This is a genomic window from Zobellia sp. B3R18 (assembly GCF_018860715.1).
GTDB lineage: Bacteria > Bacteroidota > Bacteroidia > Flavobacteriales > Flavobacteriaceae > Zobellia > Zobellia russellii.
This window is the reverse complement of record NZ_JAHKQG010000011.1, coordinates 292,689-311,784: the sequence shown is the minus strand read 5'-3', so window position 1 is coordinate 311,784 and position 19,096 is coordinate 292,689. Positions and strand designations below refer to the sequence as shown.

Annotated in this window: 1 protein-coding gene; it reads left to right on the top strand. The window is 42.9% G+C overall.

Translation table 11 applies throughout. The annotated features are described in order from the left end of the window. Positions 1-458: 458 nt before the first annotated feature. Complete coding sequence (locus tag KO513_RS07845; RefSeq protein ID WP_215912938.1) at positions 459-19,082, top strand: malectin domain-containing carbohydrate-binding protein; 18,624 nt, start codon at positions 459-461, stop codon at positions 19,080-19,082. The last annotated feature ends 14 nt before the right edge of the window (positions 19,083-19,096 follow it).

Genomic DNA, 19,096 nt, shown 5'->3' with positions numbered 1-19,096 from the left:
GGAAGTGTAAAAAATCTGTGTTTTTCATATTTTTTCAAGTGGTTTTTTATGAAAGCGAAAACGTTATAGTGTATTTCATCGATAAATATGGTAGAACAGCTATTTTAAATTTTCCGGAACTCTATTATCAAAATAGATTTCTTAGGTTTAATAAAATTAACCCCACAAATTCTTACTGTAATTTTACTCGCTTTTCTTGGATTTTAGTAGTTGTTTGACCAAACCAACCTATTAAAAATGAAGCACACCGAACCAAGTGTCTGGAATGACGTTTTTTGTCATTTTGGAACGTTACCGATTACCCTAGTATCTTCCCCCATTAATTTTATCCGGTCCATAGGCCGGACGAGTAGTTATACTCATTTCTCTCCCCCAATCATTTTTCTCCCCCTTAATAAAGAAACTTTCCTGATTTACAATCAAATTATTAACACCAAGCCAGCCTTATACATTCGCGTATGAAAAAAATTACTATCCTAACCGTATTGGTTCTTTTTACAACTTTTTGTTTTGGACAAACATCATGTTTTCCCATAAGTACATTGAACTGCACAGAAATAGCTTCTGAACTACCATTTAACCTAACTTTTAATGGTTCTGAGGCGGGAATACTTAACACGGGATTTACCATGGTGGACCCTCCCTCTTCTAGATTGGCTGCTGATAATTTAGACGCAGATCCAAACGTAACCGGCCTCTTGCTCAACAATCTTTCTATTGTTGGAGGTAGGTTGAACGTTATGGCTACTAATGGGATAAATTATAGTCAACCTTCTGGGTCTCCACAAAGTACCTTAACTAATTCTCAGATGAATGCCCTTGGTACCGGCTTTTCAATAGGAGCTAATCCTGTTAAAGTTTCAGCTACCATGATTCAACCAGACTTTACCAGTACAGCAGGTAACAAATCACAACAAGCTGGTATATGGTTGGGATTGAACGAAAACAACTTCGTCAAATTGGTGGTTGTAAAAAACTCGGCCACAGAGCAAAAAATACAAATGCTCTTGGAACAAACGAATCCTGGAAATTCAGCTAATTTAATTTTAGAAGAGTATAACACCTCTAATTTTTTGAGCGGTACAGTAACTTCTATTGAGTTCAAACTAGTAGTTGATCCATCGGATAATTCTGTAAGAGGCTATTACAGCCTAGACGGAGGAGAAATGCTCCAAGTAACAGGGGCAACTGATTCTATGACTGCGCCAAATTCATTTTTAATTGGTGCTGACCACGACGCGGATACGGCTACAGAAGCTTTGACCTACGCAGGAATCATGACATCAACAAGACGCGCTACTTCTGGAAGTATGGTGGTTTCGTATGATGATTTTTCAGTTGAAGAGATTGTTGCGGCCAGTTCGGAAACGGATATTTTAACTTTTGTGCTGGGGTCTGAAATTGGGGACGCGGTTATAGATGCAGGGGCACATACCGTAAACATAGAAGTAGAAAGTACTTCAGATTTAACCGCCTTGGCTCCTCAGATTACACTTTCCTCAGGAGCGGCAAGTATTCCGGCATCCGGCGAGTTCTCTGATTTTAGTAATGGTCCTGTTACTTATTCTGTAACGGCAGAAGATGGTGTTACTACTCAGGATTGGTCGGTGATAGTGGTTAAGGAAGAGCTTCCTTTTGAGGCACATGTTAATTTTCAGAATAACCCTACCAATCCTACTACACCTACAATTCCGCCAGCGGGGTATTTGGCTGATTATGGTAAAGCCTTTGGTAATGCTGCTGTGACCCTAAACGGAAATAGCTATAATTATGGTTGGAAACTAGCGTCTTCAGGTAATCCTTTTGATGCTTCGGATGACGTTGCGGGGAATTCCAGTGGAGTTGGTCGTATGCGCCTTGGAAACATATCCAATTATAATGCAGCCTCATTTCAGGAAAAATTAGAAGGGACCTTGGTCCATTTTCAGGGCGATAATATTGCTGGCTGGGGCAATGGTCAACCTCGAAAGAACGAACTATTTTGGGAAATAGAAGTTCCCAATGGCACCTATGAGGTAACCATTGGTCTTGGGGATAAGGCTACCGGAAATACGGATAGTAGGCATAGTGCCACTGTTGAAGGGTATTCTATAATTGCCGCTTTTGCTCCTGTAGAACAAGAAGTGCGTACCTCTTCTATGATAATAGAGGTGTTGGACGGCCTGTTGACCATTGATGGAACTGGAGGGTTCAATTCAAAAATCACACATATTGATGTTGTGGAATCAACAGAAAGTCCCGTAAACGGCTTATTGAACTTTACTCCGGCTATTACAAATCAATCCGTGGAAGCAGGGGCAAATACAGAATTTTCTGCTTTATTGGCGGGTGCCGGAGCAGTTAACATAGGGTTGGTAATTGATGATAATATAAATGAAACAATTAGTAATGATTGGCTCACTGTTCCGGAAAAAACTGATGTAGGATCTTATGATTTTGTTTTGGACGGAACCTCTCTTTTGGAAGGTGATGTTCATAGTGCAAGGGTTATTGCTACGGCAAAAGGTTTTGTTCCGGCCCTATTGGATATAGAGTTGACGGCTACGCCCGCAGCGCCTTCATCATTTTCATTTTTGGATGATTTTGATGCATATACTTTAGGTAATTTACATGAGGTTGCACCCACGCAATGGCTTAAGGAGAAGCCCGGTGATGTGGCTATTCCGGTTTTGGACGAGGCCATCAGTCCTAACTTAACCCATTCCCTTGATTTTTCCAATGGTCCACATACCCACGATTTGATTCCTTTAACTGATGCTCCAGTAACATTGGAGGCCGATCAGCCGTTTTATTTTAGCACCTATTTTAAAGTGGGTAGCGTAAGCAATAGGGTTCGTACGGCTATTCGCATCGCAGATGATGTGGCCGGAGATCAATGGGTAAGAGAACAGGTAGCTAGCAATGGCAGCGGTGGTCTTATGGCAAGAATAGGATTGGGCGGTCCTGCTTCCAATAACGGAAATATACCCGTAGATTCCGATAAGACATTCCAGTTTGTGGTAAAAGGCGAATGGGATGGAATAGGAGCCATTAGTTATTCATGGACTATAGATCCAAAACTCGATTTAACTCAGACGGTATGGACTTCTGCAGGATCTCATACTGTAGTAGGAACTCCAAAAATTGATCGTTTATTTCTTAGTTCTGTTGGTACTAATGATGCCAAAATTGGAGGTGTACGCCTTGCTTCAGATTATGATGTGGTCGTAACCGAAGTGTTGAATATAGCTCCTGTTGTGGAGGATCAGATATTCGGCATTGCGGAGGACGTTTCAGTGGGAACTTCTATAGGTTACGTACAGGCATCGGATGTTGATTCGGACCCTTTAACGTACGCTATTACTTCAGGGAACGATAACGGGACCTTTGCTATAGATCCTAATAGTGGGGAACTAACTACTTTAATTCCATTAGATGCCGAAACTGTGCCTCAGTACATACTTACGGTAGAGGTAGGGGATGGTGTGAATGCGGTTTCTGCCCAAATCACGGTCAATGTTGACGATGTGGTTGAAGTTCAACCTTGTAGCCCATTAAGTGCATTGCCCTGTGATCAATTGGAAACTTCACTACCCTTATCTCTAGATTTCACGACAACGAATGGAAAGCTATCGGATTCAGGTTTTACCATGGTTTTAGAGCCTAGTGTCAGGTTGGCTTCAGATGATGCCATCGCAGATGAAAATATACCGGGATACGCCCCCAGTCTTGTAGTACGAGATGCTTCTGGACTTTCAATAACAAGTACCAAAGGTATTTTTTACAGTCAGTTGCCTTCTCAGGGTACACCCAGTAGTACAGAGACCAATTCACAAATGAATGCCTTGGGAGTTGGGTTGCCGGTGCCTTCAACCGTATTTAGTGTATCTACAACTCTTGAGAATCCGGATTTTTCGGTTAGTGCCGGAAATAATTCTCAACAAGCAGGTGTTTGGTATGGGCTAGATGAGGATCATATTGTAAAATTGGTAGTCTCAAAAACGGGGAATACCAGTAAAAAAGTCCAATTGCAGGTTGAGAACATGGATCGGACTACATCGGAAACAGCATATCTGGAATTGAATACTGCCAATATAGCTTCAAGTACTGGAGTTATTAATTTACGTTTGGAACTTAATCCTGTAAATAATACGGTTTCAGGGTATTATTCGCTTGATGGGGGAACTGAGGTTTTGGTCTCCCAAGGAGGAGTAAACAGCTTGTCCGTGCCGTCCAGTTATTTTTCAGGAAGTATGTACGATGCGGAGAACCCAACGCAGTTATTGAACTTTGCAGGAGTATTCACCACACAGCGAAGAGCGGATGTAGACCAAAACGTTACTGTATTATTCAAAGATTTTGTTGTAGCGGAGGCGGCAGAGCCTTTAGTTATTTCGTTTGATGTTGATGAACTCAATTTTAGTGGGGAACAAGGTGCGGATATTGAAAAACAAAGTGTTACGGTTTCCGCCAACTCAGGTAATCCCACTTTTGTACTTTCTGATGATCCTGATTCGGAATCATGGTTGATTTTACCTACTGAACCGGTACTGGGCGAAATAGAATTTGGAGTTCGTTCGGATATACCGGTAGGTTCTTATGGTACTACAATCTTTGCTAGCGACCTACCTGACATGGGCTATGCCAATGCAGAAATGACTATCAACTTGGAAATTACCGAAGCGATAAATGATTTTTCGGTAAATATTAATTTTTCGGATCAAGCTACAGCAGCTCCTGCTGGTTATGAAAAAGACGGTGGTGATGCCTATGCGGATAGGGACAACGGTTTTGTATATGGGTGGTTGGATGCAAATACATCACAACCCGCTGATTTATCCAAAAATGGAAGAAATAGGGCCGTTTCAGGAGTAAGTGAGTTAAATAACACCTTGGTGCACATGCAGTATGGGGATGTTTCTTCCAATGCTTCCAATGGCTATTTAGCAGATGCCAAATGGGAAATTGCAGTTCCCAACGGTGATTATTTGGTAACGGTTTTTGTAGGTGACCCCGATGTTGATACACCTGCAGTCAACACCCCTGCGCATAGGATAAACGTGGAAGGAGTGAATTTGGTAAACGACTACGTACCTACAGGTATGGCTGGTGCAAGCTCCCGATTTACATCGGAAAGCGCCATAGTTAATGTAAGTGATAATAGATTGACTCTTGATCCGTTAGGGGGATCCGGTAAGAATACAAAAATTAATAGTGTACAAATCGTAGCTGCTTCCGTAGGTGTACAGACTCCAAAGGTAGTCGCAATATCTCCACCTGATGGAGCTACGGGGGTGTCGGTTAACAGCAGTGTTTCCGCCAATAATCTTTTCTTGCCAAACTCTGATACCAATGGTAATGCAGGGGTTGATAATACGACCATCACCAATACTACGGTACGTTTGTTTAAGCAGGGAAGTACTGCACAAATTGGGGCCAGTATAAATGGAACCGGTGGTGGAGATGCCATTAATTTGGTTCCAAACCTTCCTTTAGAGGCTAATACAGTTTATGTATTTGAAATTGATGGGGTGTTGGACTTGGTAGGGGAACCTTTTGAATTTTTTACTTCTTCATTTACTACAGGTGATGGAAATACAGGGCCGGTTACGGATTTGGATAACGTTTCATTTACCAATGCGGGAGTTGTGGGTTCAAACGGAAAATATTCCACCCTTACCATTGGTCCAGATGATAAGCTGTACGGATTAAAAATCTCTGGAGATATTCACCGATGGAATATTGATTCGGACGGGACGCTGTCCGGTGAAGAAGTACTTACCACTTGGAAAAATGCTTATGGAGGAAGTAGGACTTCCGTGGGGCTCGTCTTTGATCCTTCGGCTACTTCGTCTAATCTGATTGCATATGTTTCCCATAATTCAGGAGGTTTAAACAGTGCTCCGGACTGGGATGGGAAAATTTCAAGACTCACTGGAGCCAATCTAGAAAACGAAGAATTATTGGTAACTGAATTACCTAGGTCTACTAAAGATCATTTGACGAATAGTCTAACCTTTAGGCCAGGTGAACCCAATGTAATCTATTTTAATCAAGGAAGTAACAGTGCGGCTGGTAAACCGGATGGTTCGTGGGGCAATAGGGAGGAGAGCTTATTGACGGCCGCTACCCTAAGATTGGATCTTTCTCTTTTACCAAGTACCTTACCACTTAATGTGCGTACTACAAGAAATGCTATGGCAATTAATGCGGTAGATGTGAATTCTCCAACTTTGGACGGATTGTACAATCCATATTATATCAATGCCCCTTTAACGTTGTTCGCTACAGGTATTCGTAATGCCTATGATTTGGTTTGGCACTCCAACGGACAATTATACGTGCCAACTAATGGAACGGCTGGTGGCAGTAATGCCCCAGCATCTATTAACGGGACAAGAAGACCGGATGGTACAATATATGACCATAGCAATCCTTTGTACCCTGTTGTTCCTTTTTCGGACGGAAACAATGTGCAGCGGGATTGGTTGTTCAGGATTGACCCCAATACTGATATGGGGTATTACGGACATCCTAATCCCTATCGAGGAGAGTTTGTGTTGAATCGTGGTGATGCCGATGTAAGTAAATCAGCTTATGACGGGGTGCAACCAGACGAAAACTATAGGGGAGCGGCCTTTGATTTTGAATTGAATAAATCTCCCAACGGCGTCATTGAATATCGGAGTAACGCCGAAAGTGGAAATTTAAAAGGAGCTTTGTTAGTTGTTAGGTACAGTGGAGGAAGTGATATCATTGCCTTGGTGCCGGATGGGTCAGGAGGCGATATAATGACCTTTAAAGAGGGAATACCTGGGTTTACAGGTTTTCAAGATCCACTAGATTTAGTAGAGGATACCACCAACGGAAATATTTATGTGTCGGACTATGGAAGAGGCCAAATCGTATTGCTCAAACCTAGCAATCAAGCTTCGCCTACACCACTTATTGTTTTGGATACGGAAAAGGTAACAGGTGATGCCATCTCGAATTCGGAATCATTCACGAGCGAGATTTTGCTGTCCAATTTGGGTAACGCAAGCTTGAGTGATATTCAAGCTCAAATAACAGGGGTAGATCAAGATCAGTTTTCGATTGTCGGTTTGCCCACTTCGATAAATGCCCAGAATTCGGCCTCGTTCCAGGTGGTGTTTACACCTACCTCCAACGGTCCTAAATCGGCAGAATTGACCTTGACGGGCACAAATGCGGAACCCGTAGTCGTGTCATTGAACGGTCTGGGTAAAACGGGACTGGGAGGAAATAATGAGCCTTCATTGCAGTGGATATTGGATACCCATTTGGGCGATGGCGCCGTAAATGTGGGAGATACCGATCCGACGACCAACCTTATCAATTTACCAAATGGCAGCGGTTATAATGATATTTTAGGTGCTGAAGTGGCCGTTCAAAAATTTGAAAGGGCTGTTGATGCACCGGTTACGGTTGAATTGTTAAGTGTATACGGTCCTACAAATACAACTCCGGTAGTGGCATTTGGATGGTATGTTAGTGGCGATGTGAATACTGCGTCAGAATTGTTTACAGTTTCCAATAGCCCCGCTAGTAACGGACAGACACTTAACGCTCCTATTGTAGGGGCAACGGAGTTTGATCCGGGAGCCGTAAGTTTTGGTTTCTATAGTAGATGGCCATTTTTTGGTGACCGACATTTATTTAGCGAAGATGCCCTCAATACATTCGCCGACGCCATTCCGCATCATGTACGGGTATATGAGCTTCCTGGTGAAGAGAACGCCTATATTATCGCTACGGAAGAACATACTTCCGGGTTTGACTATCAAGATATTGTGGTCATTGTCAGAAATATCCAACCCTTTGATGATGCACCTAGCCTAGCTTGTTCCCCAATAAGTGTTTTGGAGTGTGAAGAGCTTGAGGTGATCTTGCCTTTCTCTTTGGATTTTGACGGAACTGAAGGAGGATTGGCCAATACAGGTTTTACTATGGTTGATAATCCTTCAGCAAGACTTGCGGTAGATGGCCCAGTTTTCAATACAAATGTTCCGGGGTATGAACCCGGTAGGATAAGCTTGTCCAATAGCAATCTGGTTCTAAATGCGGCTAATGGTATTGCTTATCTGCGAAATGGTCCGGGTGCAGGAACAAGCACGGATGTAAACTCACAAATTAATACCTTGGGAGTTGCTGTAGACGTAGATAGCTACGAGAGCTTTAGCATAGAGACTTCTCTGGTAAATCCGTATAGCGACGGTTCCAATAATTCCGAGCAAGCAGGATTGTGGTTCGGTCTTAATGAAGATAACTATGTTAAGTTGGTGGCTTCCAATGGAAATAGGGTAGAGTTACTGTCCGAATTGGATGGTCTTTCCCCAATTTCACAATCCTTAAAGGCCGATGGTATTACAGATTTACATACAAGTAACGTAGGCCTAAGGATATTTGTAGATGTTGAAAACAATCTACTTGTTGGGTACTATACCTTGAACGGTGGAACCGAGGTTGAAGTGGGGTCTTTACAACTGCCTTTAGGTTTTATTACGGGGAATTCTTCTTATGACAACTTATCTTTTGCCGGTATCTTTAATACGAAACGAAGAGAGGCTACGGCCAATGTTAATCATACTTTCCAACATTTTAGAATAGTTTCAGATGATGTAGTGGCCTTTGAACCGGTTAGTATCAATTTTTCACTTCCAGATGACGTACCGCCTTCGGGATATCTTGTAGATTCTGGTTTGGCCTACGCCGATCGTGGTAATGGATATAGCTATGGTTGGTTGGCTACTGATGGTGCAACGGGCTTGGACCTCTCCGAAAGGGTTCGTAATAGAGGAGTTGCGGGGGTAGACATATTACAAAATACCCTAGTACATATGCAGTATCAAAATGTAAAGCCTGAAGGTCAAGAGGGTATTTGGGAAATGGAAATACCCAATGGTAATTACACAGTTTCCGTAGGGGTAGGTGATCCTAATATTGATGGTCAGGCAGGTACGGAACCTTTTCACACCATAAACATTGAAGGTGTTAATGCCATAAATAGGTATTCGCCCACTGGGGTCGAGGGCGCTTCTACCAGATTTTCCTCGGGAGTGGCCAATGTAACGGTTACCGACGGTAGACTTACCATAGATGCTTCCGGTGGTTTTAATACAAAGATTAACGCATTGGAAATAACCCAAGGCAGTGGAGTTGTTCAGCCGTATTTCGCTAATGTTAATCCCGCTGATAACACCAACGATGTGAGAATTGAAGATTTTCAGATCAACGTTGAGGTTATAGTCCCTGACGATTATGAGATAGATAATAACACCCTGGCGGGCAATATCAACTTATTTGAGGTTACTGCGGGCGGAGATGTCTTGGTGCCTTCCAACTCCAATGATACAGGAGGGGGAGATGCCATTACGTTGACTCCGATACAAGATTTAAAGGAATTTACGACCTATCGCTTTGTGCTTACTAGTGACATAGAGGCAAACCGAAGGGGCGATTTAAATGATAGAATACCTTTCCGTGCTTTTGAATCTACATTTGAAACGGGAGAACTTGATGATGGAAGCACGCCTATACGGGATTTAACAGGGGTTGAATTCACCAAGGTGTCAGGTGTAGCCAATTTAGGTCCTGGTGTTGATAATCAACGTTTTTCAAGTTTGGTAATCGGACCTGATGGTAAGCTTTACGCAAGTACTATTGGTAACTTTAATTCAGATGGCCAAATTTATAGATGGGAAATGGCCTTGGACGGAACTTTGAGTAATTTGGAAATATTAAACCCACCGTTACAAGGTTCCCTTCATCCAGAAACCAATGCAGGGGGTAACGATGATAGATTGATTATTGGTCTGGCATTTGACCCCGCATCTACTGCCGATAATTTAATCGCCTATGTAACCCATAGTGAGGCCTCTATTTCGGGCGGTCCGGAATGGGATGGTAAGCTATCGCGTTTGACCGGTCCGGATTTGTCTACAGTTGAAGACCTTGTTATCCATTTACCTAGATCTGTAAACGATCATTTAACTAACAGTATAGCTTTTGATGACCAAGGAGACCTTTATATTACGCAAGGGAGTAACTCGGCAGGGGGTAGTCCAGATGGTAATTGGGGCAATAGGCCCGAAAGACTTTTGGCTGCTGCTATTTTAAAGTTGGAGTTAGATAAATTACCAAATAGTCTTCCCTTAAGTGTTTATACTACGGATGATATTTCGGTAATAAATACAGCGCCAAATGGTAGTTTGCAAATGAGTGATGCTACCTACAATCCCTATGCTACCAATTCACCATTAACAATATTTGCATCAGGTATTCGTAATGCCTATGATTTGGTATGGCATTCCAATGGTTGGCTATATGTGCCTACCAACGGTACTGCGGGCAACAATAATAGTTCGCCCAATTCGCCTTCAACTTCGGATTATACGTTGGCAAGACGTATTGATGGGTTGACCTCAATTCCCAATGTTCCAAAATTACTGGGAGGGGAAACGCAAAAAGACTGGTTGTTCAAGACCAAAGGCGGGTCGTATCACGGTCATCCCAATCCTTACAGGGGAGAGTTCGTATTGAACCACGGTGGTATTTCATACAGTGGATTGCCCGGTCAGGTAGAGGCTTCCTATACCGATGTGGGCAAATACCCCGATGATTTGGCACCAGATCCAAATTATCGCGAACCTGCATTTGATTTTGGAAAGAACAAATCGCCCAATGGGGCCATAGAATATAAGAGTGATGCTTTTGAAGGGAAATTACAAGGCCTTCTTATGGTAGTCCGTTTTAGCGGACAGGACGACTTGTTGGTATTAGACCCTAAATCAAGCGGGGATATTGCCGAAGCCTACAGTAGTATTCCAGGGCTTAGTGGTTTTGATGATCCATTGGATGTGGTGGAAGACCCCACAACGGGGAATATCTATATTTCGGAATACGATCGCGACAATAACGGAACCGCTCGATTGACACTACTAAGGGCGGGCACCCCGGCAAGTATGGGGCCATCCATAGTGGCAACTCCCGAGGAACTCATTTTTGAAGCAACAACAAATAACGAAGGAAGCAATACTGATGAAAAAACGGTAGAGATAAGCAATGATGGCAGTGCCGTGCTGAATATTTTGAGTGCAAGCCTAACAGGTGATTTTGCAAGTCAATTCAGTGCTGTTCAACCTTCGGGCCCAGTAACGCTAAACCCAGGAGAAAGTCAAATATATACGTTGACCTATACGCCCAGTTTAGACGGAACGGACTTAGGTTACCAAGATGCTGTACTTACTTTAGGAAGTGATGATACGGATAATCCCAGCCTTGAAATAGGATTGCATGCCTTGAAAAAATCTGGTTTTGAAGGAGGTCAGGAACCTGCCTTGCAAGATGTTGTAGATGCTTTGGGTGTTGGTATATCCGTAGGATGGACCTCCTTGTCCAGCTCCACAGATCCTTCTCCCGTAGGTGATGAGGTAGAAGTAGAAAGATGGGTGAAGGCATCCGAGCAACCCGTTAAGGTCACTCCCGTTGGACGCTATTCTCCAAGGGAAGAATTGCCTTTCGGCTGGTATACCAATGATGGAACTGTTGTAACCCATGAAGTAGGGGTGTTAGCAGATGATATAGCAAATGCACAGACCCTATTTCCCCCAATTACTTCAGGTACTGATACCTTTGACCCTCAAGGAGCGGTATTTGGGTTTTATGTAGAATCCAAATTCTTTGAGAGATTCAATTATACCGAAGATGAAATTAACACAGGAGGAGTGGCCCATAGGGTTAGGATATATCCTGTAAATGATAGAGAAGGAAATGCTGTTGAAAATAGCTACCTCATAGCTTTTGAGGATGCCTCCAATGGAGATTATCAAGATTATATGTTTATCATTGATAATGTGATTCCGTTTGAAAGTGGCGTACTAGCCTTAGATTTTGATAAGGAGGATATAAGTTTCTTTGCGTCAATCAATCAAGAGAATATACCAGAGCAATCATTAATTTTAAGTGGCAATGGCGGTATAACCGCTACAGAAATAAACTTGGAAAGTACCGAAGAATGGGTCGTCCTTCCTGAAACCTTTGAAATGGGTACACCATTTGAGGTAGGTGTGGATATTTCAGGTTTGTCCATTGGTTCGTATGAGGCCACGATTAGTGCTTCTGCAGTAAACTATGAAGGAGCCACGGTGCAAATAGCCTTGGAAGTTACGAATGAGTTGGTTTATACCTATCAGTTCAATTTTCAGAACCCAGATGAAATAGAGGTATCCCCTGAGGGGTATATTAATGATGTTGGTTTGCCTTACGGAACACAAAATACAGTTCTTGGAGATCTAAACTATGGATGGGTAGAGCCAGGTACCCTTACTCCGGCCGATGCCGCCGCCAATGCCAGGAATAGAAATACGGGTACTGATGATGATGCCTTGGTAAAAACCTTTTCCATTATAGGTCATAGATCGGCCAATACCTATCCGCTTCGTGATTGGGTAGTAGAGGTGCCTAATGGTATATATTCTGTAAACATTAGTGTTGCGGGTGATCCAGATTATGCGGATAGCAACCATGTCTTAGATGTAAATGGAGTTGTTGTAGTGGATTATGACCAAGAAAGTATCGTTCCCGAAAATTTTGATAGTTTCCAAAATACCAAGCAGGTAGAGGTAACCGATGGTTTGTTGCGACTGTCTTTGGCTCCTTCAGGAGATAATGCCAAGGTAAGTTACATTAGATTGGCTCCTATAGACAGTTCTCTATTACCACCTACTATAATCGCTACATTTAACGGAAATGAAAGTGCCCCGGATGTATATAGGGGGGCTGTAAATATCGCTCTAGAGGCTAAGGATGAAAGTGAAAGTGGTGGAATTGCTCACATAGAATATGTACTTGACGGAGGTACGGTAGAAAATTATACTGATGCATTCGATTTAACCGACGAAGGAACCCACACTCTTGTAGTGACAGCTGAAGATAACAATGGCAATCGTTCTGTTAAAACATTCAACTTTACCATAGAAACCCCAACAGGAGCTTTGTTGGCCATAGAAAATATGACCAAGGTACCAGGTACCGATAGAGGTTTTCCGGCAGATGATTATTATACCTTTTATCGCTTGGGCAGTCCGGGCTCCGCTCAATTTCATGATACAAATGTCATGCGCTTGAATAATACGGGTACGGGTGATTTAGTCGTGACCGAAGTCAATATATCCGACGCCAACGACTATACCTTTGAATTACTCGATGCGAACGGGAACACGGCCCAATTGCCTATAACGATTCCGTCAGGAAGTTATGCCGATGTAGACATCACCTTTATAGCGACTACGGGAAGTGGCAACAATGGTATTTTTGTAGAAGATATCGAAATTGTTTCGAGTGCGGACAATGCGTTGAACAGTACCGCCGTGCTTCACGGAGGTTACGCGCCCCAGCCTGAAGGAGGGGACGAAATCAATGCACAGGAAGTTTTCGATGCCTTTGGTTTCCAATCTAGTATGTTGAGCATTGTTAACGATGAGGGAAGCATTACCCCGCCCAATAACCTTGCCTACAGACCAAGTTCCAATTTTCCTATTGAGGCAAATATTGAGGCTGGATATGAAGGGGATTTGATTTTGAGCGATGCTTTTGTTCAAGCAGATCCAAATCAACCGGTCATCGGTATTCAATTATCGGCCTTACACGGTACGGGCTCAAACGGAGCTAGATTTGTAGAGGTAGACGGTACGGAAACCGTTGGAGGAATTAGTTTTTCCCATACGGGAAGCAATTACCAGACCTTGCTACCAAAGAATAATTCAGGGGTTATCAATTTTGATACAAGTAATGTGGTTTCCGAGCCCTTTAGAATTGCCGTAGCCAATTATTTGACAACCGGTGGAAATAACATTTCAGGGCGTAGACCTGACTTGTTGGGAGCTAGGGTTTATAAGGTAATTGATCATAATGGGAACATTGTTCCAAACGAATATATTGTTTTACAGGATTTTGTGCAGAACGGTTGTGGTGCGGGATCTGCAAATTGTGATTGGAACGATAATACTTTTTATTTCATAAACATCCGGCCTCAAGCCGTACCAACGGCGCAGCCCGATCAAGAGTACTTGGCCAATGTAGGGGAGGAATTCAATATAGATATCGCTTCGTATTTTGACAAAGGATATGCGGGTAATGAGTTGACGGTAACAGCTACGGTAAACGGAGGAAACCTTCCAGCTTGGATGACTTATGATAATCACTCCGCTACAGTGTCGGGTACAGCTCCTATAGATGCTACGGGTAGTGTGCCGGTAGTGTTTAACGCGGTCGATATCAATGGTCTTACAGCAACTACGACTTTGACAGTCTCAATTAACGAAGCTCCGGTTGCAGTAGATGATGAGGTAGAAACCACTCAAGATACGGCCATGCTTATAGAAGACTTGCTGGCAAACGATACGGAACCTAATGGTCAGGTCATTACGATTGTTACCGTAGATACACCTCAAAATGGTGAAGCAGTGCTTCAAGAAGATGGGCTCTCTGTTTTGTATACACCTGATGTAGGCTATGTTGGTTCTGATAGTTTTGAGTACACTATTGAAGATGAAACGGGACTTTCGGCTACGGCCACGGTTTCCATAACGGTTACCCCTGAGAATCAAGCTCCGGTAGCGCTTCTTCAAGCAAGTGTACAAGTAGGAGAAGTAGCCTTGTATGTTGAGTTTGTTGGTAGCGGGTCAACTGATGAAAATCCGGCTACGTTACGATACGAATGGAATTTTGGAGATGGAACGGCAAATAGTACCGATCCTGATACGAGTCACACCTTTACCTCGGTTGGTATTTACACAGTCGTCCTTACCGTTATAGATGATGAGAATTTAATAGGAACGGCATCAACGACAATTACAGTTTCGGCACCACCTAATACGGCGCCAAACGCTATAGCTACGGTTACACCGTTGAACGGGGCCAACTCCTTATCGTTTAATTTTGACGGTAGTGCGTCTAGTGATTCTGAAGGATCGCTAAGCTATCTCTGGAATTTTGGTGATGGAAATACGGCTACTACTGCTGTTGCTAATCATTCTTATGCCTTGGCGGGTGTTTATGACGCTTCCTTAACGGTTACCGATGAGGGTAATTTGGAAGATGTAATTACGGTTCAGGTAGAAGCTGAGGCTCCTGTAATGTCAGACTTTGCTCTGAGAATCAATGTGGGTGGTCCAGAACTTGTTTATGAAGGAGAAACTTTTGAACAAGATCAGAGCTTCGTTGGTGGTAAAGTATACGAAAATACAAATGCATTGGTCCCTGAGTTATATCAAACTGAGCGTAGTGCTACACCACCTATTTTTAACTATAATATTCCTTTGGATAATGGTACTTATGAAGTTACGTTGCACTTTGCCGAAATTTATTGGGGAGCCACAGGCGGTGGAGCTGGAGGTTCCGGCAAACGTGTTTTTGATGTTTCTTTAGAAGAAAATGAAGTGCTGACTGATTTTGATATAACCCTAGTGTCAGGTTCAGAAACTCCCGTTGTGAGGACCTTTGATGTTATAGTGCAAGACGGCATTTTAAATATGCATTTTGATGCAGGTGGTGCCAATGGTGTTGATCAGCCTAAACTATCAGGTATTGAGATAGTAAGTAAAGATGATATCGTTGTTCCTTGTGCATTACCTGATGGATGGGTCAATAATGATATAGGTTCTGTTCAAATAGAAGGAGAAACCTGTTTTGAAAACGGTAGGTATGAAGTGAGTGCTTCGGGAGCGGATATATGGAACAATGCAGATGAATTTCATTACGTATACAGAGAGTTGACTGGTGACGGTGAAATCGTTGCACAAGTAATGAGTTTGGAGGCTACCAGTGTCTGGGCCAAGGCTGGGGTCATGATGAGGAATGATCTGGATGCCAATTCAGTTCTTGCTCAAATGATTATTTCGCCAAATCCCAACAACTTGGGAGGTGTAGGACATAGTTTCCAAGATCGCCCTGTAAAGGGTGCTGCAATGGGTAGTGCCAACTTTACAACGCCACAATCTGTTCCGGGAGGCTTCCCGCACTATGTTCGATTGGTGCGTTCGGGCAATACCTTTACCGGATATGTTTTTGAAACAAATGGAAATTGGACTCTTGTTGGATCTAAGGTGCTACCTATGAACGAAACTATTTTTGTAGGTCTAGCTACTACTTCCCATAACGATGATCAGCTTACGGATGCAGCGTTTGAGAATGTAAGTGTTCAAGAAGAAACACAACAGAATGAGGTTCCGGAAGCAGCCATAGTAACAAATATCTCTACAGGCACGGCTCCGTTGGTTGTGAGCTTTAACGGAAACGGATCAAGTGATGATAAAGACATTGTAAGTTATACTTGGAACTTTGGAGATGGAACGGCAAACGGCACAGGAGCGATTGTTGAACATACATTTACTAATGCCGGAAGTTTTGATGTTTCTCTCACGGTTGCTGATGAGGAGGGTGAGGTTGATGTAGATACAGTTACGATTGTCGTTGAAGTACCGAACGAGGCACCTGTGGCAGTGGCAGTGGCCACACCTTTAAATGGTGAAGCTCCTTTAGAGGTAGGCTTTACAGGAAGTAACTCTACTGATGATGATGGTACGGAAAACCTAAATTTCGCATGGTCGTTCGGAAATGGTGATACCTCTTCCTTAGCGGATCCAGTCTATACATACAATACAGAGGGAACGTATACTGTAACCTTAACGGTAACGGATTCAGAAGGACTTACAGATCAGGAATCCCTAACTGTAGTGGTAGAGGAGCAGGTGGTAGTAGGTGATTTTGCCCTGCGTATTAATGCCGGAGGGCCAGAATTGACCCATAACGGTCAAGTGTACATGGCAGACCATAATTTTGTAGGAGGTAAATCTTATACGAATACTAGTGCTGAGGTACCTGAATTATATAAGACGGAACGTAGTGCGATGCCTCCTAACTTTGACTACGAAATTCCATTGGCAAATGGTGAGTATCAAGTAACCTTACATTTTGCTGAGATTTTCTGGGGTGCTACAGGAGGAAGAGCCGGTGCCGCTGGAAGGCGTATTTTTGATGTGGTCATGGAAGGAAATACCATTTTGGAAGATTATGATATCATAGCGGATGTGGGAACGCAAACCGTAGTGACCCATACGTTCAATACTACTATTGTTGATGGTGTGTTAAATCTTGGGTTTGATGCTAATGCACCAGATGGGCGAAACGAGCCCAAGTTGTCGGCAATTGAAATAGTTAGTGTAGGTGAAGTCAATGAGGCACCTGTAGCTTTTGCTAGTGCAACGCCATTAAATGGTGTAGCTCCGTTAGAAGTAAACTTTAATGGTAGTAACTCAATAGATGATGAAGAAGTGGTCTCTTATATATGGGATTTCAAAGATGGTAGTAGCTCAACTCAAATAAATCCGGTGCATACTTTTGTGAGTCCTGGTGAATATGAGGTGAGTCTGACCGTTGCCGATGCGCAAGGAGAAACAGATACACATTCGGTAACTGTTCTGGTAGAGGAGCCTGTAGTAAATGACTTCGCTCTACGAATCAATGCGGGTGGGCCTGAAATGACCCATAACGGTCAGGTTTTTCTAGCTGACCAATACTTTGCAGGAGGTAAGTCATATACCAATGCCAGCGCCAATGTACCACAGTTATATAAAACTGAACGAAGTGCTTTGCCACCGGTCTTTAGCTATGATATTCCTGTTCCTAACGGGGAGTATCAAGTGGTGTTACATTTTGCAGAGATTTTCTGGAACGCTCAAGGAGGAATCCCGGGAACCGCAGGTAGGCGTGTCTTTGATGTAGAAATGGAAGGAAATAAAATACTGGATGATTTTGATATGCTTTCGGAAGCAGTTTCGGAAACTATTGTAATAAAAAGCTTCAATACGAATATCCAAGATGGTCAGTTGAATTTAGTATTCGATGCGGAAGGTAGTGATGGTAAAAATGAACCTAAACTATCGGCCATAGAGATAATTGGTAATGGTTCGGTAGTTCAATTTGATCCTATAGCCAATGCCGGTGAGGATATTGAAATCAATTTGTCAACTAGCGAAGTTAGCTTGGTCGGAAACGGTTACGATCCTGATGGTGGAAATGTTAGTTACCAATGGTCTCAAGTTTCAGGACCGGATACGGCCATTATGTCCAATAGCAACATCCCGGAATTAAATGCGGTATTCTTGGTTGACGGTACATATGTGCTGAGACTTACGGTTACCGATAATGAAGACCGGTCCGCTTTTGATGAGGTCACCGTCACGGTTAACAATGATGCTCAAGAAGAAGTGTGGTTAGAGGCAGAATGTGGTGTGATCGGTACGGGTTGGACGGTTGTAGAGGATGCTTCCAGATCGGGAGGAAAGTACGTTGTGCCTCCCACAGGATTTAATTCTTCATCAGGAAATATAGGGGAAGCGGTATTGACCTATAATGTATCTGTAAGTGAGGGTACTTATGCAATATTTGGACTTGTAAGAACTCCTTCAGGAATTAATGATAGTTTCTGGATACGGGTTAATAATGGAGCTTGGGTACGTTGGAACAGTATTCCTGCCAGTAATGAATTTGTATGGCATAGAGTACATCTTAATGAACAATTGAGCAAACCACGAAGTTTTGAGCTTGTAGATGGAATCAATAAGATTGAAATAGGACATAGGGAAGACGGTTTAGGTCTAGATAAATTGTTCTTGACCAAAACTGGAGATTTACCTTCTGGCCTTGGAGGTTCAGCATCAAATTGTGGAGGCAGTGGAAAAACTATTGATGAAAAAGTCATTGCTGATAACATACAGCCAGAGGCAATTGCTGATGTAGTATTCTACAGTGAGAAGGTTCCAAATGGAGTTGATTTGTATCCTAACCCAGCTTCGGTGGAAACAAAAATTAGACTTCAGAATCCGGAAGTTCAAGTAAATCGGGTCCATGTACACGATGTTGCGGGTCGCTTGATAGCAGTATATGATGGGCAAGAATTAAAAACAGCTGAAGGCGAGTACTCACTTAATGTTTCTCACCTTACGAATGGCATGTATTTGTTGCGTATAGGTATTAGTGATGGAGATGTTTTTGATAGGAAATTGATAGTGAATCATAGATAGGGTTTGGCTGAATG

Bases quoted from the DNA above. Each gene is read 5' to 3' on its own strand.
- KO513_RS07845 (WP_215912938.1), top strand. From the start codon at position 459: ATGAAAAAAATTACTATCCTAACCGTATTGGTTCTTTTTACAACTTTT.